Origin of the sequence: Micromonospora sp. WMMD998 (assembly GCF_029581235.1) — a bacterium.
Taxonomy (GTDB): Bacteria; Actinomycetota; Actinomycetes; order Mycobacteriales; family Micromonosporaceae; genus Micromonospora.
Genome location: NZ_CP120740.1, coordinates 4,097,099 through 4,114,305, shown reverse-complemented (window position 1 = coordinate 4,114,305; position 17,207 = coordinate 4,097,099). Strand labels below are relative to the sequence as shown.

Below are 17,207 nucleotides of genomic sequence, written 5' to 3'. Positions count from 1 at the left end.
CCGGTCAGTAGGCGAACGCGAGCGGACGCTGCGCGTCGTCGGTGTCGTCGTCGGTGGGTTGCGGGGTGGCATCGGGTACGCCGGCGCGGGCGTAGCGGATGAGCAGCTTGAATTCGATCACCGCGAGGGTGGCGTAGATGAGGGTGAAGGCGGTGAAGGAGGTGAGCACCTCGGTCAGGGAGACGCTGCGGGACACGCCGTTGCGGGTGAGCATCTCGCCGAAGACGATCCACGGTTGGCGGCCCATCTCGGTGAAGATCCAGCCGAAGGAGTTGGCCAGCAGCGGCAGCACCGGCATGACCAGGCCGGCGCGCAGCAGCCACTTGCTGGTGGGGGTGCGGCCCTTGCGCTGGCTCCAGAGCACCAGCAGGGCGATCGCGGCGGCGGCCAACCCGAAGCCGATCATGAAGCGGAAGCTCCAGTAGGTGACCGGGATGATCGGGGCGTAGTTGCCGGGGCCGTACTGGCTGGCGTACTGGGCCTGGAGGTCGTTGATGCCCTGCACGGTGCCGTGCGGGTCGCCGGTGCCGAGGAACGACAGCAGGTAGGGGATCTTGACGGCGAAGACCTCGCGGCTGCCGTCGAGGCTGCCGACGGTGAGCACGGAGAACGAGGCGGGGCTCTCGGTGGTGTAGAGGCCCTCGGCGGCGGCCATCTTCATCGGCTGCACCTCGGTCATGATCTTGCCTTGGATGTCGCCGGTGAGCACGACGAGCGCCGAGGAGACCAGCACCACCCAGGCGCCGAACGTGGTGGCGAAGCGGTAGGCGCCGGTGTCGGCGCTGTCGCGGTTGCGCATCACGTGCCACAGTCCGACGGTGACCACGAGGGACCCGGCGACCAGGAACGATCCGGCGAGGGTGTGCGGGAAGGTGATCAGGGCGACCTTGTTGGTGAGCACGGCGACGAAGTCGGTCAGCTCGGCGCGTCCGCTGTCGGGGTTGATCCGGAAGCCGACCGGGTTCTGCATGAACGAGTTCGCGGCGAGGATGAAGTAGGCCGACAGGTTGGTGCCGATCGCGGCGGCCCAGATCGCGGCCAGGTGCAGCCGTTTGGGCAACCGGTCCCAGCCGAAGATCCACAGGCCGATGAACGTGGACTCCAGGAAGAACGCGACGAGCGCCTCGATCGCGAGGGGCGCGCCGAAGATGTCGCCGACGAAGCGGGAGTAGTCGCTCCAGTTCATGCCGAACTGGAATTCCTGCACGATGCCGGTGACCACGCCCATCGCGAAGTTGATGAGGAAGAGTTTGCCGTAGAACTTGGTGAGTTTGAGGTAGCGCTCGTTGCCGGTGCGGTGCCACATCGTCTGGAGGATGGCGACGAGCACGGACAGGCCGATGGTCAGCGGCACGAACAAGAAGTGGTAGACGGTGGTGACACCGAACTGCCAGCGGGCGACGTCCAACGCGTCCACCTGTAACCCCCAGCTTCTGTACTACAAGACGTAGTAAATACTACTCGCCGTCGTAGGGGAAACGTGAGGGCCGCACGACCCGAACCGACCCGGGACCAATGACCCTGATCACCCCGCCGGAGGGCCCGTCGCGGGGGCGGGGATCTACCATCCAGCACTGATGGACACCTCCCCCTGGCGCGCGCCGCTGCTGTGGCGCGGCGCGCAGACGCTCGCCCGCGCCGCCGTCGCGCTGATCGGGCGGCTTGAGGTCACCGGCGACGTGCCGGCGGACCTGCGCCACGGGCCGCTGATCCTGGCGGCCAACCACATCAGCCCGTTCGACCCGGTGGTGCTCACGGCCGCCTGCCGGGTCCGGCGCGTCGCGCCGCGCATCATGGCCACCGCCGGGCTGTTCCGGGCCCCGGTGATCGGGCCGCTGATGCGCCGCGCCGGGCACATCCGCGTCGACCGCGGCACCACCGCCGTGCACCGCTCGCTGGAGGTCGCCGCCGCGGCGGTCGCCGGCGGCTCGGTGGTGCTGGTCTATCCGGAGGGCCGCATCGGGCTCGACCCCGGGATGTGGCCCGAGCGGGGCAAGACCGGCGCGGCCCGGCTCGCGTTCGCCAGTGGCGCCGCCGTCGTCCCGGTCGCCCAGTGGGGCTCGCACGAGGTGCTGCCCTACCGCGCCCCGAAGGGGATGCTGCGCGGCCTGGCCCGGGCGCTGCGCCGCCGGCCGGTCATCCGGGTGCACTTCGGCGCCCCGGTCCCCCTGGCCGACCTGCGCCACGACGCCCCGGGCGCGGCTCGCCACGCCACCGACCGGATCATCGACGCGATCACCGAAGACCTGGTTCCGTTGCGCCCGCACGAGCCCGACCTGCCCCGGCACGTCGACCCCGGCCGCCCGAGCGACCCCAGCCGCGCCCACCGCCGCCACCGCGCCGGCTGAACCGGGCTCAGCCGGCGGCGCGCAGCCGGTCGTCGAGCGCGGCCAGGTCCGACACGAACCACACCTGGTCGTGCCGGTTGGACTCCGTGACGAGCGCCCGCAGCGCGCCGCTCGCGGCCAGGTGCGCGGAGATGTCACCGACCACCGCCAGGCGCAGCCGGTAGTTGACGAACTTCTGCATGACCTCACCGGCGAAGCGGGTGCCGAGCGCGAAGAACCGCGGGTCGAGCCGCTCGGCCGGCACCACCACCACCGTCGCGCCGGCGAACGCCGCGCCGATCAGGTCCAGCGCGTCGGCCTCGGTGGCGATCGGCGGGCCATCCGGGTCGCAGAGCAGCACCGGGACGCCGATGCGCTCGACCAGCTCGTCAGCCACGGTCGGCCTCCTCCCCCGCGAGCGGGCCGGTGCCGTCGCGGAGCAGGTCGTTGCCGCCGTCGAGCATGGCGTCGAGCAGGCGCAGCAGGTCGGCGGTGGCGGCCAGGTCGCCCAGGACCACGATCGTCATGCGGTGACGCTCCTCGTCGTGGACCGTCCGCACCCGCAGCGGGCGGTCCGGGTCGGGGTGGGTGTTGACGCCGGCCAGCACCAGCGTGGCCAGCCGGTCGGCGGCGGCCCGGTCGACACCGTCGAGCGCCACGATGCTCGACACCTCCGCCGCCGGCGGCGCGGGTGTCGCCGGGCGGCCGGTCAGCACGTCCAGGTCGGCGCGGGCGATCCGGTACTGCTTGCCGATGCGCACCGCGCGCAGCCGGCCGGCGCGGATGTAGCCGCGCACGGTGCGCACGTGCAGGCCGAGCAGCTCCGCGACCTGCTCCACCGAGTACATGTCGTTACCCATCACACCCTATGGTAAGCACAACGGGGAATGATAGGGAATTTCGTCGGCTGGCCATCCGGGCGTCATCCCGGGCCGGCATACTGCCGGCGTGCAGCCTCGTCACGGCTACCTCGACGCGCCCGCGCCGCTGGCCTTCGCCCACCGCGGCGGCGCGGCCGACGGCGACGAGAACACCGCCGCCGCGTTCGCCCGCGCGGTCGCCCTCGGCTACCGGTACGTCGAGACCGACGTGCACGCCACCGCCGACGGCGTGCCGGTGGTCTTCCACGACCCGACGCTGCGCCGGGTCACCGGCGAGGCCGGCCGCATCGCCGACCTGCGCTTCGCCGACCTCGCCTCGGTGCGGGTCGGCGGCGCCGCCGTGGTCCCCCGCCTCGACGACGTCCTCGGCGCCTGGCCGCAGGTCCGGTTCAACGTCGACGTCAAGGCCGACGGCGGGGTGGAGCCCACCGTCGCCGCGGTCGAGCGGGCCGGCGCCGGCGAGCGGGTGCTGCTGGCCTCGTTCAGCGACGCCCGGCTGACCCGGCTGCGGGCGCTGGCCGGGCCGACGGTCGCCACCGGCCTCGGCATGCGCGGCGTGGCCCGGCTGCGGATGGCGTCCCTGCACGGGCGGGCGCTGCGGCTGCCGCCGTCCGTGGTCGCCGCCCAGGTGCCGGTCTCCTACGGGCGGATCCCGGTGGTCGACCGGCGGTTGATCGCCTACTGCCACCGGATCGGGTTGCAGGTGCACGTCTGGACGATCGACGAACCCACCCAGATGCACCACTTACTTGACCTCGGTGTGGATGGCATCATGACCGATCACGTCGGCGTGCTCCGCGACGTCTACCGCAGTCGCGGCCACTGGGCCGCCTGAACCCCCGAGGACCGCCCCGATGGCCGATCCGGTCACCCCCGTCGTCGTCGAACCCACGCCGCCGGGCAGCACCCGCCGCGAACGCACCGGCTGGTACTTCTACGACTGGGCCAACTCCGCGTTCCAGACCACCGTCATCACGGTCTTCCTCGGGCCGTTCCTGACCACCGTCACCGAGCTGGCCGCCGGCTGCGAGCTGGGCGCCGACACGTGCGACGGCGTGGTGCACCCGCTGGGCATCCGCGTCGCCGCCGGCTCCTACTACCCGTACCTGATCTCGCTGTCGGTCTTCCTCACCGTGTTCGTGCTGCCCGTGGTCGGCGCGATCGCCGACCGGTCGGCGCACAAGAAGCGGCTGCTCGCCGCCGCCGCGTTCACCGGCGCCGGGGCGACCATCGCGTTCGCGTTCGTCACCGGCGAGCGGTACCTGCTCGGCGGCGCGTTGTTCCTGGTCGCGAACATCTCCTTCGGTGCCGCCGTGGTGGTCTACAACTCGTTCCTGCCGCAACTCGGCGGCCCGGACGACCGCGACGGCATCTCCAGCCGCGGCTGGGCCATCGGCTATCTCGGCGGCGGGGTGCTGCTCGCGCTCAACCTGGTCGCGGTCACGATGCTCAGCGAGGAGGGCAACCCGCAGCGCACCCTCGACCTGGCCCGCTGGTCGATCGTGTCGGCCGGCGTGTGGTGGGCCGCGTTCACCCTGCTGCCGCTGCGGTGGCTGCGCGAACACCCCACCGCCGCGGCCCGCCACGGCGGCGGCACCGTGCTCACCGACGGGTTCCGGCAGCTCGGGCACACCCTGCGGGAGATCAAGACATACCCGCTGACGCTGTTCTTCCTGCTCGCCTTCCTGGTCTTCAACGACGGCATCCAAACCGTCATCACCCTGGCCAGCCAGTACGGCACCGAGGAACTGCGGCTGGAACAGGGCACGCTGATCGTGACCATCCTGCTGGTGCAGTTCCTCGCCTTCGGCGGCGCGCTCGCCCTCGGCGCGCTGGCCAGGCGGATCGGCGCCTGGAAGACCGTGCTGTTGTCGCTCGTGCTCTGGACCGGGGTGATCATCGCCGCGTTCCGGCTGCCCGCCGAGGCCCCGGTGCCGTTCATGATCCTCGGCGGCTGCATCGGCCTGGTCCTCGGCGGCAGCCAGGCGCTGAGCCGTTCCCTGTTCAGCCAGCTCATCCCCGCCGGCAGGGAAGGCGAGTACTACGGCTTCTACGAGATCAGCGACAAGGGCACGAGCTGGCTCGGCCCGCTCGCCTTCGGCCTGGTCTTCCAGCTCACCTCGTCCTACCGGGTCGGCCTGGTCTCCCTGCTGATCTTCTTCGTGGTCGGCTTCGCGCTGCTGGCCGCCGTGCCGATGCGTCGGGCCATCATCGCCGCCGGCAACACCCCGCCCCGGGTCCTCTGAGACCCACCCCGCGGTGGATCATCGCGGCCCCGATGCAGCGGCGTCGATCGGCTAGGCTGCCCCGACGTGACCGACGACGCCGCTGCCGCCCCGACCTGCCTGGCCCGCCCCCTACCGGGGCCCGGCGACGACCGCGCCGGCGGCTGCGCCGCCGCGCGGGGCGTCGACGGCCGTCCGCTGCACGCCGCCGCGTTGAAGTTCTTCTGGGGGCCGATGGACTGCGGCAAGTCCACCATGGCCCTGCAGATGAACTACAACCACGCCCGGCAGGGCCGCCGGGGCCTGGTCACCACCCGCATCGACCGGTCGCTGGGCCCGCAGGTCACCACCCGCATCGGCCTGGCCCACGAGGCCATCGAGGTCACCGACGGCCTCGACCTGCGCGACCTGGTCCGCGCCGCCTGGGCCGAGGGGGTACGCGTGGACTACCTGATCTGCGACGAGGCGTCCTTCTACGACCTGGAGCACATCGAGCAGATGGCCGAGCTGGTCGACAGGTTCGACGTCGACGTCTACGCCTTCGGCCTGGCCACCGACTTCCGCTCCTGCCTCTTCCCGGCCGCGCAGCGACTGTTCGAACTGGCCGACGAGGTGGCCCGCATCCAGGTCGAGGTGCTGTGCTGGTGCGGCCGGGAGGGCCTGCTCAACGCCCGGGTGGTGCAGGGCCGGGTGGCCCGCGAGGGCGCGCAGGTCGTCATCGGCGACACCGCCGACACCGCCGACGTGCGCTACCAGGTGCTGTGCCGGCGACACTACCGCTCCGGGGACCTCGGCCCCCGCGCCTGAGCGGCTAGAACGGATCCCCGCAGACCCGCCAGCCGCCCTCCTCCGACACCACCGGCAGCTCACGTTCCTCGCTGCCGCCGCCGTCGCGGTTGAGTCGCACCACCACCGTGGCGCGCGGGCGGCCGGCGCGGGTGCTCACCGACACGTCGACGATCTCGTAGCCGCTGACCAGCGGCGGGGTCCGCACCCAACTGCCGAACCCGGCCCGGCTCCACCGGCTCCGCGCGTCGTGGCACAGCCGCTCGTACGCCCGGTCGGTGTCGCCGGCCGCGACGTCGCGGAAGAACCCGTCGGCGGCCTCCCGCACCGGCCCGCCGGCCTGCAACACCACCTGCGCGTTCCACACCGCCAGGCCGGCCACGCCGATCAGGCAGGTGCCCAGCCCGAGGCCGGCGGCCAGCGCGCCGGCGCGCAGCGGCCGGCGGCGCCGGGCCGGTCGGTGCCACACCTGCTCCCTGCCCATCACCACCGACGGTAGGCAACCGGCGGGCGGCCCGCAGGCGGTTGCGGCGCGCCCGACCCTGCGCCGTGATCCGCCGAACGTACCTGACAGCAGATGGCAGGTACCGGCGGCAGACTGCCCGCCATGACGACACACGCCGACCTCGCGATGGTCAACCTGGACAGCGCCGACCCGGCCGCCCACGCCGCCTTCTACGCCCACGCCCTCGGCTGGGAGATCACCCACAGCCAGGCCGAGTACGCCATGATCGTCTCCGGCGGCACCTCGATCGGCTTCGGCCTGGTGCCCGGCTGGGCGCCCCCGGCCTGGCCGGACGAGACCGGCGCCAAGCGCTACCACCTCGACCTCGTCGTCGACGACGTGGCGCTGGCCGAGAAGGATCTGCTGGCCGCCGGCGCGACACGGCCCGAGTTCCAGCCGGGCGGCGCGGGCTGGACCGTGCTGCTCGACCCGATCGGGCAGCCCTTCTGCCTGTCCCCCCGCCGCCGGGACTGACTCCGCGATGCCGGCGGGCGACCGCGGCCCGCAGCGCGCCCCGGCCCACCAGCGGCCGGGGCGCGCTGCTGTCCAGCGGTGTCCAGCCGTGTCCATGATCGGCCCTTCCGAACGCCCGCAGGGCCCAGGGTCTCGGTACGCAGAGGCGCTGCGGCAGGCGGCGCCCCGCGACAGGGAGGACCCCACAGATGACGCTCTGGTCGACCGGATCACGAGGGGCCCTTCGGGCCCTGGCGATCGCCTCAGTCGTCGTACCCGTGCTGGTCGTCGGGCCGGCGGCCGACGCGGCCGGACGCGACGCGGTGGCCGACGCGCGCGCCGCCGCCGCCGGGATCACCGGCTTCACCCCGACGGTCACCTCGGACGCGACGCGGGCGGCGGAGGCGGCGGCGGGACACCGGCTGTCGCGCGACGCGGTGCTGGCCGCGTACTGGACGCCGGCGCGGATGCGCGCCGCGCGCCCGGTCGAGGAGTCCGAGCAGTACCGGCGGGCCCTGACGGTGCCGCAGGCCGGCCTCAAGTCCGCGCCCGCGCCGCGCAACAGCGGCCAGGAGCTGATCGTCCCGCCCGGCCGCGGCGCCACCACCGGGGGGATGGGGACCCAGGCGACCGACCCCAACCTGCCGACCAGCCACCCGACCGCGTTCACGGCCGGCAAGGTCTTCTTCACCATGGACGGCAGGAACTACGTCTGCTCGGGCACGATCGTGAACACGGCCGCCGGCAACGAGGTCTGGACCGCCGGGCACTGCATCCACGGCGGCCGGGGCGGCACCCTGGCCTCGAACTGGACCTTCGTCCCGGCGTACAACGGCGATGCGGCCAACCCGCGTCCGCTCGGCACCTGGGCCGCGACGGGACTGTGGACCATGACGGCGTGGATCAACGACTCCAACTTCGCCGAGGACATGGCCGTGGCCGTCATGGGCACGCAGGGCGGCCAGCACATCAACCGGTACGGCTCGCAGGGGCTGTGGGTCAACGCCGGGGTGAACCAGTTCATGAACGCGTTCGGCTACCCGGCGGAGGCGCCGTTCAACGGCCGCCGACTCAAGCAGTGCGCCGCGAGTTCCGTGCAGGAGAACCCGGCGGTGTGGACGCAGACCATCAAGATCACCCCGTGCAACTTCACCGGCGGGGCGAGCGGCGGCTCGTGGCTGATCAACTACGACGGGCAGTGGGGTCTGGTCAACGGCATCAACAGCCGGGCCGACCGGGCGACCTGGGTGGCGTCGCCGTACTTCGACGACACCGCGCTGGTGCTGTACAACTTCACGACCAACTTCTGATCGGCCGGCCGGGATCCCGGCTGACCGGAGCACCGGGGCGGCCGACAGCCGGCGCCCCGGTGCTCCGGTCTTGCCGCCAACGGATTATCCGCGCCGGCGGGCCCGGGCCGCCCAGATCGCGTACGCCGGGTCGCGGTCCAGGTTGTGCCGGTCCCGGTCGTAGCGGCGGGTGGTACGCGGGTCGGCGTGGCCCATCGCGTCCTGCACGTCCTCCAGCGGCACCCCCTCGGAGCGGGCCGTGGTGGCGAACGCGTGCCGCAGCGAGTGCGGCGACAACCGCGCCCAGGCGGCGATCCCGGCGGTCTGCGCGAGGCGGCGCACCAGCCGGAACACGGCGTGCCGGTCCAGCCGCCCGCCGGAGGAGGTGACCAGCAGCGGACCGGTCAACTCCGGCACCGTCACACCCTGGGCGGCGGCCCGGTCGGCCAGGTAGGCGTCGAGCGCGTACGCGGTGCCGGGGGTGAGCGCGCGGCGGCGTACCTTGCCGCCCTTGCCGACGAAACGGACGCTGCGGTGCCCGCGCTCCGCGCCCAGGTCGGCCAGGTTCAGCGAGACCAACTCGCCGACCCGCAGCCCCAGGTCGGCCAGGAGCGCGACGACGGCCCGGTTGCGGGCGGCGGTCGGGCCGGTGTCGGCCTCGGCGGCGGCGAGCAGCGCGTCGACCTCGTCCGGGCTCAGCCCGACGGTGGCGGAGTGGTCCCGGTCGACCCGGGGCCGGTCGGCGGCGGCGACCGGGTTGGCCGGCACCGCGCCCAGCTTCACCAGGAAGTCGTACCAGCTCGACAGCGCGGACAGCCGGCGGGCCACGGTGGCCGGGGTGAGCGGGCGGCCGTCGCGCCCGCTCGGGGTGGCCTCCAACTCCCGGCCGTACGCGTTGACGTCGAGGAAGGTGACCCGCAGCGGCTCCAGCCCGCGCTCGGCGCACCAGCGCAGCCAACCGGTGACGTCCCGGCGGTAGGCGTCGCGGGTGTGCTCGGACAGGCGGCGGTTGCGCAGCCACGCCTCGGTGAAGTCGGCCGGGCCGCCGGGCAGGGTGGGGCGCGCGCGGGAAAGCACCTCGGGACGCAGCATGTGAGAAAGGTTCTCAGTCGGCGGCGCGTTTCGCGACGAGGCGCGCCGCCGCCGGATTCCCGACGCGGGTTACCGTCACCGGATGCGCGCCAGCCGGCTGGTCTCCCTCCTGCTGCTCCTGCAGACCCGGGGGCGGATGACCGCCCAGGAACTCGCCGACGCCCTGGAGGTGTCGGTGCGGACCGTCTACCGCGACGTCGAGTCGCTCGGCGCCGCCGGCGTCCCGGTGTACGCCGACCGCGGCCCGGCCGGCGGCTACCGCCTGGTGGAGGGCTACCGGACCCGGCTCACCGGCCCGGAGGCCGAGGCGCTGTTCCTCGCCGGCCTGCCCGGTCCCGCCGCGGAGCTGGGCCTGGCCTCCGTGGTGGCCGCCGCCGAGCTGAAGGTGCGCGCCGCGCTGCCGGACGACCTGGCCGACCGCAGCGGCCGGATCCGGCAGCGGTTCCACCTGGACGCGCCCGGCTGGTTCCGCCATCCGGAAGCCACCCCGCACCTGGCCACGCTCGCCGGCGCGGTGTGGGACGACCGGTTGGTGCGGCTGCGCTACCGGCGCTGGCGCGCCCCGCGGGAGGTGACCCGCCTCGTCGCCCCGCTGGGCGTGGTGCTCAAGGCCGGGCGGTGGTATCTGGTCGCCCGCTGCGGGGACCACCTACGCACCTACCGCGTCGGCGCGGTGCTCGACGCGGCGGTCACCGACGAGCGGTACGAGCGACCGGACGGGTTCGACCTGGCCGCCTACTGGCGGGAGTGGACCGCCCGGTACGAACGCGACGTCTACCGCGACCGGGCGCGGATCCGGCTCACCGCCGCCGCGCTGGAGTTCATGCCGTACGTCTTCCCGCCGGAGATGAGCCGGGCGGCCCGCACGGCGGCCGGCGAACCCGGACCGGACGGCTGGTTGGAGACCACCGTGCCGATCGAGTCGGTGCGCCACGCCCACGCCGAGCTGCTCAAGCTCGGCGCGGAGGTGGAGGTGCTGGCCCCGGCGGAACTACGCGACCGGTTCGCCGCGACCGCGCGGGCGCTGACCCGGCTCTATCCTGCCGACGCCGACGCCGACGCGGGGGCGGCCGGCGCTCCGGCGTCTCCCGCGTCGGCGTGAGGCGCTCACGCGGTGGTGAGCTGCCGGTGGCCGTTGCTCTCGGCGGGTGAGGTGACCGTGATGCGGCGCGGCTTGGCGCGCTCGGCGATCGGGATGCGCAGCGTCAGCACGCCGTTGTCGTAGCCGGCCTCCAGCCGGTCGGTGTCGAGCGTGTCGCCCAGGAAAAGCTGCCGGGTGAACGTGCCCATCGGCCGCTCGGCGGCGACCAGCTCGACCTTTTCGCCGGTGGGCCGGCGCCGCTCGGCGCGGACGGTCAGCACGTTGCGCTCGACGGTGCAGTCGATGCTGTCCGGATCGACGCCGGGCAGGTCGAACGCGGCGTAGAAGTGGTCGCCGTCGCGGTAGGCGTCCAGGTGCATCACCGCCGGGCGGGCGGTGGTGCCGAAGAACTGCTCGGCGATCCGGTCGATCTCACGGAACGGGTCGGTACGCATCAACATGGCTCTGCCTCCTCGGTTCTCCTGGCCCAAGGTCTCTTGTTGAGTCGAGGTGACTCAACTTCCGTTTCTGTTTTAGCGCGGCGTCGCCACGCCGTCAAGCCGCGCCGGCAGTGGCTTCTCGAACCAGTGCTGCGCGTACGGGCCGGTGTGGAACGCCGGAATCTCCCGATAACCGTGCCGGGCGTACAGGGCGCCTGCCTCCACCAGGTCGGAGCGGGTGTCCAGCCGGATCCGGCCCACCCCGGCGTCACCCGCGTGCCCCTCGACGGCGGCGAGCAGAGCGGCGCCGCCCCCGGCGCCCCGGTGCGCCGGGCGCACGTAGAGCCGGGTCAGCTCGGCCCAGCCCGGCCGCCACCGCAACCCCGCGCACCCGGCGAGCCGGTCGTCGTGGCGGGCCAGCCGGTCACGGGCCGGTCCGCCAGTAGACACCGTGCTCGCGGCTGAGCAGCATGTCGTCGATCAGGTAGCGGCGCAGCGTCACGTGGTCGGCCTCGCCGCCGGCGCACCAGGGACGCAGCGCGTCGTCCACCGCCCGCTCCGGGTAGCGCCGCCCCGGCTCGAAGCTGCGCGCGGTGATGTGCTCCAGCAGCACCCGGCGGCGACCGCGCTGCGCGGGCAACCGGGTCAGCGCGCCGTCGCGCAGGAACGTGCGCAGGATCGCCTCGCGCGGGTCGGCCGCCGGTGCCGCCGGTGCCGCCGCGCCGGCCCGGGCGAACTCGCGCAACCGGTCACCGTCGACCCGCAGCCCGGGGGCGTCGTCGACCAGCACGCCCGCGTCGGTGAGTCGACGCACGGCGGTGGCGGCGTCGCGGGCGGGCAGGCCGGTGCGGGCCACCACGGCCGGCACGTCCCGGGCGCCGAGCGCGATCGCGGCGAACACGACGCGGCGGCGCTCGTCGGCGAGCGCCCCCGCCAGAGCTTGAGCGGTCATGACCGGCAGCCTGCCACCGGCCCCCGGGGACGGCCAGGCGTTTTCGCCGGGCGGGCGGTGGCCGAGCCGGGACCGTGGCAGGTCAGGCCGGGACCGTGGCGGCGAAGTCGACGTCGGCGGTGTCGACCGTGCCCGCGGTGCGACCCGGCGCGCTCTGGAAACCCCAGTAGAGGTTGGTGTGCGCGATGACCTGGGCCGGCGGCGGCGCGCCGTAGGCGGACAGGTCCTCGGTGGTGTGCGCGTCGGCGACCAGGGTGGCGTCGTAGCCCCGGGTGAACGCCCCGTGCAACGTCGAGCGGACGCAGGCGTCGGTCTGCGCGCCGGTCACGAGCAGCCGACCCACGCGCGCGGCGGCGAGCACCTGCTCCAGGTCGGTGCCCTCGAACGAGTCGCCGTAGGTCTTGTGCACCAGCGGCTCGCCGTCGCGGCGCGTCAACTCCGGCACGATCTGCCACGGCTCGCTGTCGGCGGGCAGGTGCTCGGCGCGGTGCTGCACCCAGACGACCGCGACGCCGGCGACGCGGGCCCGGTCGACCAGGGCGGCGATGTTGGCGACCACCCGGTCGCGGTCGTGGGCGTCGCCCACCACGCCGTTCTGCACGTCGATGACCAACAGGGCGGTGTGCGGGCGGTCGGTGAGGGTGGTCATGGCGAGGCTCCTTCGGCGGCTGTCGTCCGGGCGAACCTAACCGGAGCCCCCGACACTTTCCGACCGGCTCGGACGCGCTCGCCGGGGCCAGTCACAGGAACCGGTGCATCACGTGCAGTCCCACCCGACCGCGCGTCGGGTGGGCGAACGACTCCGGCACGGTGCCGACCACGGTGAAGCCCAGCCGCAGGTAGAGCGCCATCGCCGCGGTGTTGGTCTCCGCCACGGCGTTGAACTGCATCGCGGCGAAACCCTGCCGGCGGGTCCAGTCCAGCGCGTCCTCGCACAGCGCCCGGCCGACGCCCCGGCCGCGGGCGGCGGCGGAGACCATGAAGCTCGCCGTCGCCACGTGCGACCCCGGCCCGGGCCGGTTGGGGCCCATCTTCGCGGTGCCGAGCACCGTGCCGTCGTCGTCGACCGCCACCGAGGTACGCCCCGGCGGGCGTTCCATCCACACCCCGCGCGCCACCTCGGCCGTCCACGCCGGGTCGTAGACGAAGGTGTCGCCGGCGGTGATGACGTCCTCGACGATCGGCCAGATGTGCCGCCAGTCGGCGTCGGTGCAGTCGCGGATGCGCATCCCCGGCACGCTAACGTCGGCCGGGAGCACCGCGCCACCGCTTTGCGACCACCCGGGCCGGCGACACCACGGTCCGGCACGCCTGCCGATCACCGCGGGCCATACTTGTCGCCATGCTCTGGGGTGTCAGCGGGCCGGTCTTCCTCCTCGACTACCTGGGCGCGGTCGCCGTGGCCGTCGCGGTCGCCCTGGCGGTACGCGAGTCGACCGGCCGCCGGACCCGCGGCGCGACACCCGACCGGGTCGAGGTGGCGTACCTCACCGACCGGGCGCTACTGGCCTGCCAGGTCGGCGTGGCCGCGCTGCGTCGCGCCGGCGGGGTGACCGTCGGTGAACTCGCCACCCTGCACGTCGAGGGCCCGCCGCCGCCCCGGCCGGCCGCCCTGGTCCGCGCCCTGCACACCGCGCTGCGCCACCCGCAGACCTGGGCCGCGGTCCTCGCCGACCCCGACGTCGGCCGGGCGCTGCGCCGGATGGTCGGCCGGCTGGTCCGCGACGGCTGGTTGCTCACCCGCGCCCAACGGCGGCGGGTCGCCCTGGGCACCCTGCCCCTGTTCCTGGTCGCCGCGGCCGGCGTGACCCGGCTGCTGGACAGCGCCGTCGAAGGCCGGACCGCCGGCGGTCCGGCCTCGGTCGCCGGGCTGCTGCTGTGCTGCCTGGCCACCGCGCTCGGCGGCTGGTGGCTGACCGAGGTGCCGGAGACCGGCGCCGCCGCCCGCCGGCTGCTGCACCGGCTACGCCGCGAGCACGCCGACCTGGACCCCGAACGCCGTCCCACCTGGGCCGGCCGGGACACCGACGCGCTGCTGACCGCGATGGCGCTGTTCGGCCCCCGGCCGCTGCTCGCCGTCGATCCGGCCTTCGCCGTCCAGGTCGGCGTCGACCCGGAACGCGGTCGTCCCCGCCCGGAGCGCAAACCCGCCCGCCGGTGAGCGGACCGCCGCGTACAGGTTTTCTCCTGTCAGGCCCGATCCCGGCCCAGGAACACCCACCGCGTGACAAAGCGTACGGGTGGTCCGGGCCCGGGGTGGGTTTCCTTGCCTTGGACGCCGGGAAGGCTCCGGCATGGCCGAGACATTCGCGAGCGAAGACCTGAAGACGCTGCAGTCGATGGCGCATGGGGCCGGGATTTCGGATGCCGAGCGCCTGTCGCACGACGACCTGGTCGAGGTGTTGCGCCGGGCCGGGCTGGCCGACGGCACCCAGGACGACTGGCCCGACCAGCCGATCGAGGATCCGGCGCACCTGGCCGGACTGCCCCGCAGCTCCCTGCGGCAGGGTGACGAGAGCACCGGCGGCCGGGCCGCCGAGGAGGCGATCGGCGCCCGGCCCGGCGAGTCGGGCACCGAGATCGACGACCGCACGCAACGCTGACCCGCCGGTGGAGCCGCCCCCGGGTTCGGGGCCGGCTCCACCGGCCCATGATCGACGCCACCTCGCCGAGGTGGCGCTGCCTATGCTCACCTGATGCTCTCTCAGGTGACCGGGCTGTCCCGCCACTTCACCGAGGAGTCGCTGCGGGCCTACCTGCTGGCGCGGTCACAGCGACTACCCAGCGGCTGCCTCGTCGTGCGTGGTTACGGCAGCCGGCGCGGCGTCCACCAGAAGCTGGCCGGTCGGGCGTGGGCCCACGTGGCGGCGTACGCGGTCTTCGTCGGCGGCTACCGGCCCGATCTCGACGTGCGTCACGACTGCGGTGTCCTCGACTGCGTCGAGCCGACCCACCTGCGTCAGCTCAGCCACGCCGACAACTGCCGGGAGCGTCAGCAGCAGCCGACGTGTCGCAACGGGCACAGCCGGGAGATCGACCCGGCAACCGGGCGGTTCCGGACGGCGTGCCGGCGTTGCAACAGTGACGCCCAGCGGCGCTGGCGTGAGCGGCGTGCCGCCGAGGTGGCGGCGGCCAAGGCTGGTTATCGGGTCTGAGTGCGCGCCGGGCAACTGCCGGCCCACCTCGTGTCAGCGCACGGCCGCCTTGCCGGTCCTACGGCTACACCAGCCCAATCCATTACGCACAAGAACTGTCATTATGGTGCGCACCCGATTTGCGGCTTTCGCCACAGGCATTTGGCGGATTTTCGTTAACGGTAATCCATTAATAGGGGGACACCCGCCGGCCGCGAGCGGCACTACGGTTGACCCGTCGACCGATCCACGAAGGAGGCATCGATGACAGCGTCGTCGCGGGAGGTCGTCGATCGGGTCCTGCGCGCGGGGCGCGAGCAGGACGTCGAGGCGTTCGTGGCGTCCATGGCCCCGGACGGATACATCGAGTGGCCGTTCCGACCCGCGGGCGTGCCCGGGCGGGTGCGGGGGCGCGCGGAGATCCGCCGGCACCTGACCGAGACGGCCGGGACGCTCATCACCTTCGACGAGCACCGCGACGTGGTGACGCACGAGACCACCGACCCCGAGGTGGTCGTCGTGGAATACCAGGCGGTGGGCACCGTCGTCGCGACCGGCGCGCCGTTCGAGCAGACGGTGATCGCGGTGTTCCGGGTCCGGGACGGCCAGGTCGTGTCGTACCGCGACTACATCAACCCGCTGCCCCTGATGGCGGCGCTTGCCGGCGGCGCGGGCGAGCGCTGAGGCCCACGATGGGACAGGACGATCGGCTCCGGCACTCCTCGTCGTTCGGCACGGCGGCGACCGCGTACGCCGAGCACCGCCCGGACTACGCGGGGGCCGCGGTGCGCTGGGCGCTCGACACCGCGCCCGGCCTCCGGGTGCTCGACCTCGGCGCGGGCACCGGCAAGCTGACCGCCACGCTGAACGCGGTCGGCGTCGACGCCACCGCGGTCGAGCCGGACCCGGCAATGCTTGCCGAGCTGCGCCGCGCGCGGCCCGGCGTCCGCGCGCTGCCCGGCAGCGCCGAGGCGATCCCGCTGCCCGACGGCTCCGTCGACGCCGTGGTAGCCGGCAACGCCATGCACTGGTTCGACATGGCCGTGGCCGGTCCCGAGATCGCCCGGGTGCTCGCGCCCGGCGGCGTCCTGGCCGGGCTGTGGAACGTCCTGGACGACCGGGTCGACTGGGTCGCCGGGCTGGCCAAGGTCAGCGGCAGCGCCGCCGTCGGCCCCCGCGACACGCCGGCCAGTTGGCGGGTCGAGACGGCGCGGATGCACCTGCCGGAAAGCGGCCAAGCCGCCCGGTTCGACACGCCGGAGCAGGCCGAGTTCCCGCACGGGCAGCGCCGTACCGCCGATTCCCTGGTGGCGACGCTGGCGACGCGGGCCGGCATGCTGGTCATGCCGGCGGGCGAACGGCAGCGCACACTCGGTCGGATCCGCGCGTTCCTGGCCAGCCGGCCGGAAACCGCCGACGGCGCGTTCACCCTCCCGATGCTGACCTGCGTGCTGCGCGTGCGGCGCCGGTGAACGGCATCGCCGTCCGCCGCGCCGCCGCGGCGATGACCACCGCGCTGCGGCCCGCCGCCGGCCGGGACTGGACGGTACGCGCGGGCGACCTGGACTGGTCCTGCTGGACCACCGCCGCGCACGTCGCGCACGACCTGGCCGGGTACGCCGGTCAGGTCGCCGGCCGTCCCGGCGACGCCTACCTCCCGTTCGACCTGCGGGTACGCCCCGACGCGCGACCGGCCGACGTGCTGGCCGTGGCGACGGCCGCCGCCGGGATGCTGGCCGCCCTGGTCGACACCGCCGACCCGACGGATCGGGCCTGGCACTGGGGTCCCTGTGATCCGGGCGGCTTCGCCGCGATGGGCGTGGCCGAGACCCTGCTGCACACCCACGACGTGGCCGCCGGCCTCGACCTGGGCTGGTCGATGCCGGCCGGGCTGTGCGCCGGGGTGGTGCGGCGGCTCTTTCCCGACGCGCCGGCCGGCGACCCGGCGTCGGTGCTGCTCTGGCTGACCGGCCGGGCCGCACTGGGCGAACGGCCCCGCAGAACGTCATGGACCTGGCGTGCCGCAGTCGGCTGAGGAAGGC

The 17,207-nt window shown here is 73.9% G+C and carries 23 protein-coding genes; 13 read left to right on the top strand and 10 right to left on the bottom strand.

Features of this window, described 5'->3' with window-relative positions:
- Window positions 1–4: 4 nt before the first annotated feature.
- A complete protein-coding gene (locus O7619_RS18755) occupies window positions 5–1,417 on the bottom strand; it encodes a cytochrome ubiquinol oxidase subunit I (protein ID WP_282282300.1) in 1,413 nt (470 codons plus the stop codon).
- Window positions 1,418–1,577: 160 nt separating this feature from the next.
- On the opposite strand from O7619_RS18755, the gene O7619_RS18750 reads away from it, so the two are divergent.
- Complete coding sequence (locus O7619_RS18750; protein WP_282282299.1) at window positions 1,578–2,348, top strand: lysophospholipid acyltransferase family protein; 771 nt, start codon at window positions 1,578–1,580, stop codon at window positions 2,346–2,348.
- Between the two features lie 7 nt (window positions 2,349–2,355).
- Here the strand turns inward: O7619_RS18750 and O7619_RS18745 are convergent, their stop codons facing one another.
- Window positions 2,356–2,724 carry a DUF4180 domain-containing protein gene (locus O7619_RS18745; RefSeq protein ID WP_282282297.1) on the bottom strand — a complete coding sequence of 123 codons (369 nt, stop codon included), beginning with the start codon at window positions 2,722–2,724 and terminating at the stop codon, window positions 2,356–2,358.
- Window positions 2,717–3,187, bottom strand: coding sequence for a helix-turn-helix domain-containing protein (locus O7619_RS18740; protein WP_282282296.1), 471 nt, complete (start codon window positions 3,185–3,187; stop codon window positions 2,717–2,719). Before O7619_RS18740 ends, O7619_RS18745 begins: the two co-directional genes overlap by 8 nt.
- Before the next feature lie 88 nt (window positions 3,188–3,275).
- Here O7619_RS18740 and O7619_RS18735 point away from each other — a divergent pair, with 88 nt between their 5' ends.
- From O7619_RS18735 to O7619_RS18725, 3 genes are all read left to right on the top strand, one after another.
- Window positions 3,276–4,043, top strand: coding sequence for a glycerophosphodiester phosphodiesterase family protein (locus tag O7619_RS18735; RefSeq protein WP_282282295.1), 768 nt, complete (start codon window positions 3,276–3,278; stop codon window positions 4,041–4,043).
- Window positions 4,044–4,062: 19 nt separating this feature from the next.
- Window positions 4,063–5,454 (top strand): MFS transporter, encoded by a 1,392-nt coding sequence (locus O7619_RS18730; protein WP_282282294.1) that lies wholly within the window; start codon window positions 4,063–4,065, stop codon window positions 5,452–5,454.
- Between the two features lie 177 nt (window positions 5,455–5,631).
- On the top strand, window positions 5,632–6,240 hold the full coding sequence (locus tag O7619_RS18725; RefSeq protein WP_282288877.1) for a thymidine kinase: 609 nt from the start codon (window positions 5,632–5,634) through the stop codon (window positions 6,238–6,240).
- Window positions 6,241–6,244: 4 nt separating this feature from the next.
- On the opposite strand, the gene O7619_RS18720 is transcribed toward O7619_RS18725, so the two are convergent.
- Complete coding sequence (locus tag O7619_RS18720) at window positions 6,245–6,703, bottom strand: hypothetical protein (protein WP_282282293.1); 459 nt, start codon at window positions 6,701–6,703, stop codon at window positions 6,245–6,247.
- A 123-nt stretch (window positions 6,704–6,826) separates the two neighbouring features.
- Between O7619_RS18720 and O7619_RS18715 the strand changes: the two genes are divergently transcribed.
- Both O7619_RS18715 and O7619_RS18710 read left to right on the top strand, forming a co-directional pair.
- Window positions 6,827–7,198, top strand: coding sequence for a VOC family protein (locus O7619_RS18715; RefSeq protein WP_282282291.1), 372 nt, complete (start codon window positions 6,827–6,829; stop codon window positions 7,196–7,198).
- A gap of 188 nt (window positions 7,199–7,386) precedes the next feature.
- Window positions 7,387–8,487 (top strand): hypothetical protein, encoded by a 1,101-nt coding sequence (locus tag O7619_RS18710; protein ID WP_282282289.1) that lies wholly within the window; start codon window positions 7,387–7,389, stop codon window positions 8,485–8,487.
- Between the two features lie 84 nt (window positions 8,488–8,571).
- Here O7619_RS18710 and O7619_RS18705 read toward each other — a convergent pair whose 3' ends face one another.
- On the bottom strand, window positions 8,572–9,558 hold the full coding sequence (locus tag O7619_RS18705) for a tyrosine-type recombinase/integrase (protein WP_282282288.1): 987 nt from the start codon (window positions 9,556–9,558) through the stop codon (window positions 8,572–8,574).
- A gap of 82 nt (window positions 9,559–9,640) precedes the next feature.
- On the opposite strand from O7619_RS18705, the gene O7619_RS18700 reads away from it, so the two are divergent.
- Window positions 9,641–10,660: a YafY family protein gene (locus tag O7619_RS18700; RefSeq protein WP_282282287.1), complete on the top strand. Its 1,020-nt coding sequence runs from the start codon at window positions 9,641–9,643 to the stop codon at window positions 10,658–10,660.
- Between the two features lie 5 nt (window positions 10,661–10,665).
- Here O7619_RS18700 and O7619_RS18695 read toward each other — a convergent pair whose 3' ends face one another.
- The 5 genes from O7619_RS18695 to O7619_RS18675 form a co-directional block, all read right to left on the bottom strand.
- Complete coding sequence (locus O7619_RS18695) at window positions 10,666–11,100, bottom strand: Hsp20/alpha crystallin family protein (RefSeq protein ID WP_282282286.1); 435 nt, start codon at window positions 11,098–11,100, stop codon at window positions 10,666–10,668.
- A 72-nt stretch (window positions 11,101–11,172) separates the two neighbouring features.
- Window positions 11,173–11,529: a GNAT family N-acetyltransferase gene (locus O7619_RS18690; protein WP_282282284.1), complete on the bottom strand. Its 357-nt coding sequence runs from the start codon at window positions 11,527–11,529 to the stop codon at window positions 11,173–11,175.
- A complete protein-coding gene (locus O7619_RS18685) occupies window positions 11,504–12,031 on the bottom strand; it encodes a DUF2087 domain-containing protein (protein WP_282282282.1) in 528 nt (175 codons plus the stop codon). Before O7619_RS18685 ends, O7619_RS18690 begins: the two co-directional genes overlap by 26 nt.
- Before the next feature lie 82 nt (window positions 12,032–12,113).
- Window positions 12,114–12,680: an isochorismatase family protein gene (locus tag O7619_RS18680; protein WP_282282281.1), complete on the bottom strand. Its 567-nt coding sequence runs from the start codon at window positions 12,678–12,680 to the stop codon at window positions 12,114–12,116.
- A gap of 91 nt (window positions 12,681–12,771) precedes the next feature.
- The gene (locus O7619_RS18675) at window positions 12,772–13,260 is read right to left on the bottom strand and encodes a GNAT family N-acetyltransferase (protein WP_282282280.1); all 489 of its coding nucleotides are present in this window, start codon (window positions 13,258–13,260) and stop codon (window positions 12,772–12,774) included.
- A gap of 113 nt (window positions 13,261–13,373) precedes the next feature.
- Here O7619_RS18675 and O7619_RS18670 point away from each other — a divergent pair, with 113 nt between their 5' ends.
- The 6 genes from O7619_RS18670 to O7619_RS18645 all read left to right on the top strand — a co-directional run bounded on the left by O7619_RS18670 (window position 13,374) and on the right by O7619_RS18645 (window position 17,200).
- Window positions 13,374–14,192, top strand: coding sequence for a TIGR04222 domain-containing membrane protein (locus O7619_RS18670; RefSeq protein WP_282282279.1), 819 nt, complete (start codon window positions 13,374–13,376; stop codon window positions 14,190–14,192).
- A gap of 133 nt (window positions 14,193–14,325) precedes the next feature.
- On the top strand, window positions 14,326–14,634 hold the full coding sequence (locus O7619_RS18665) for a hypothetical protein (RefSeq protein WP_282282278.1): 309 nt from the start codon (window positions 14,326–14,328) through the stop codon (window positions 14,632–14,634).
- A 93-nt stretch (window positions 14,635–14,727) separates the two neighbouring features.
- Window positions 14,728–15,186 carry an HNH endonuclease gene (locus O7619_RS18660; protein WP_282282277.1) on the top strand — a complete coding sequence of 153 codons (459 nt, stop codon included), beginning with the start codon at window positions 14,728–14,730 and terminating at the stop codon, window positions 15,184–15,186.
- A gap of 243 nt (window positions 15,187–15,429) precedes the next feature.
- On the top strand, window positions 15,430–15,849 hold the full coding sequence (locus tag O7619_RS18655; RefSeq protein ID WP_282282275.1) for a nuclear transport factor 2 family protein: 420 nt from the start codon (window positions 15,430–15,432) through the stop codon (window positions 15,847–15,849).
- Window positions 15,850–15,857: 8 nt separating this feature from the next.
- Entirely contained in the window at window positions 15,858–16,637 is a 780-nt protein-coding gene (locus O7619_RS18650; RefSeq protein ID WP_282282274.1) for a class I SAM-dependent methyltransferase, read from the top strand.
- On the top strand, window positions 16,634–17,200 hold the full coding sequence (locus tag O7619_RS18645; RefSeq protein ID WP_282282273.1) for a hypothetical protein: 567 nt from the start codon (window positions 16,634–16,636) through the stop codon (window positions 17,198–17,200). Before O7619_RS18650 ends, O7619_RS18645 begins: the two co-directional genes overlap by 4 nt.
- The last annotated feature ends 7 nt before the right edge of the window (window positions 17,201–17,207 follow it).

Coding starts and splice junctions, on each gene's coding strand:
- O7619_RS18750 (WP_282282299.1), top strand. CDS start 1,578: ATGGACACCTCCCCCTGGCGCGCGCCGCTGCTGTGGCGCGGCGCGCAG.
- O7619_RS18740 (WP_282282296.1), bottom strand. CDS start 3,187: ATGGGTAACGACATGTACTCGGTGGAGCAGGTCGCGGAGCTGCTCGGC.
- O7619_RS18730 (WP_282282294.1), top strand. CDS start 4,063: ATGGCCGATCCGGTCACCCCCGTCGTCGTCGAACCCACGCCGCCGGGC.
- O7619_RS18720 (WP_282282293.1), bottom strand. CDS start 6,703: ATGGGCAGGGAGCAGGTGTGGCACCGACCGGCCCGGCGCCGCCGGCCG.
- O7619_RS18715 (WP_282282291.1), top strand. CDS start 6,827: ATGACGACACACGCCGACCTCGCGATGGTCAACCTGGACAGCGCCGAC.
- O7619_RS18710 (WP_282282289.1), top strand. CDS start 7,387: ATGACGCTCTGGTCGACCGGATCACGAGGGGCCCTTCGGGCCCTGGCG.
- O7619_RS18705 (WP_282282288.1), bottom strand. CDS start 9,558: ATGCTGCGTCCCGAGGTGCTTTCCCGCGCGCGCCCCACCCTGCCCGGC.
- O7619_RS18700 (WP_282282287.1), top strand. CDS start 9,641: ATGCGCGCCAGCCGGCTGGTCTCCCTCCTGCTGCTCCTGCAGACCCGG.
- O7619_RS18695 (WP_282282286.1), bottom strand. CDS start 11,100: ATGTTGATGCGTACCGACCCGTTCCGTGAGATCGACCGGATCGCCGAG.
- O7619_RS18685 (WP_282282282.1), bottom strand. CDS start 12,031: ATGACCGCTCAAGCTCTGGCGGGGGCGCTCGCCGACGAGCGCCGCCGC.
- O7619_RS18680 (WP_282282281.1), bottom strand. CDS start 12,680: ATGACCACCCTCACCGACCGCCCGCACACCGCCCTGTTGGTCATCGAC.
- O7619_RS18675 (WP_282282280.1), bottom strand. CDS start 13,260: ATGCGCATCCGCGACTGCACCGACGCCGACTGGCGGCACATCTGGCCG.
- O7619_RS18670 (WP_282282279.1), top strand. CDS start 13,374: ATGCTCTGGGGTGTCAGCGGGCCGGTCTTCCTCCTCGACTACCTGGGC.
- O7619_RS18665 (WP_282282278.1), top strand. CDS start 14,326: ATGGCCGAGACATTCGCGAGCGAAGACCTGAAGACGCTGCAGTCGATG.
- O7619_RS18660 (WP_282282277.1), top strand. CDS start 14,728: ATGCTCTCTCAGGTGACCGGGCTGTCCCGCCACTTCACCGAGGAGTCG.
- O7619_RS18655 (WP_282282275.1), top strand. CDS start 15,430: ATGACAGCGTCGTCGCGGGAGGTCGTCGATCGGGTCCTGCGCGCGGGG.
- O7619_RS18650 (WP_282282274.1), top strand. CDS start 15,858: ATGGGACAGGACGATCGGCTCCGGCACTCCTCGTCGTTCGGCACGGCG.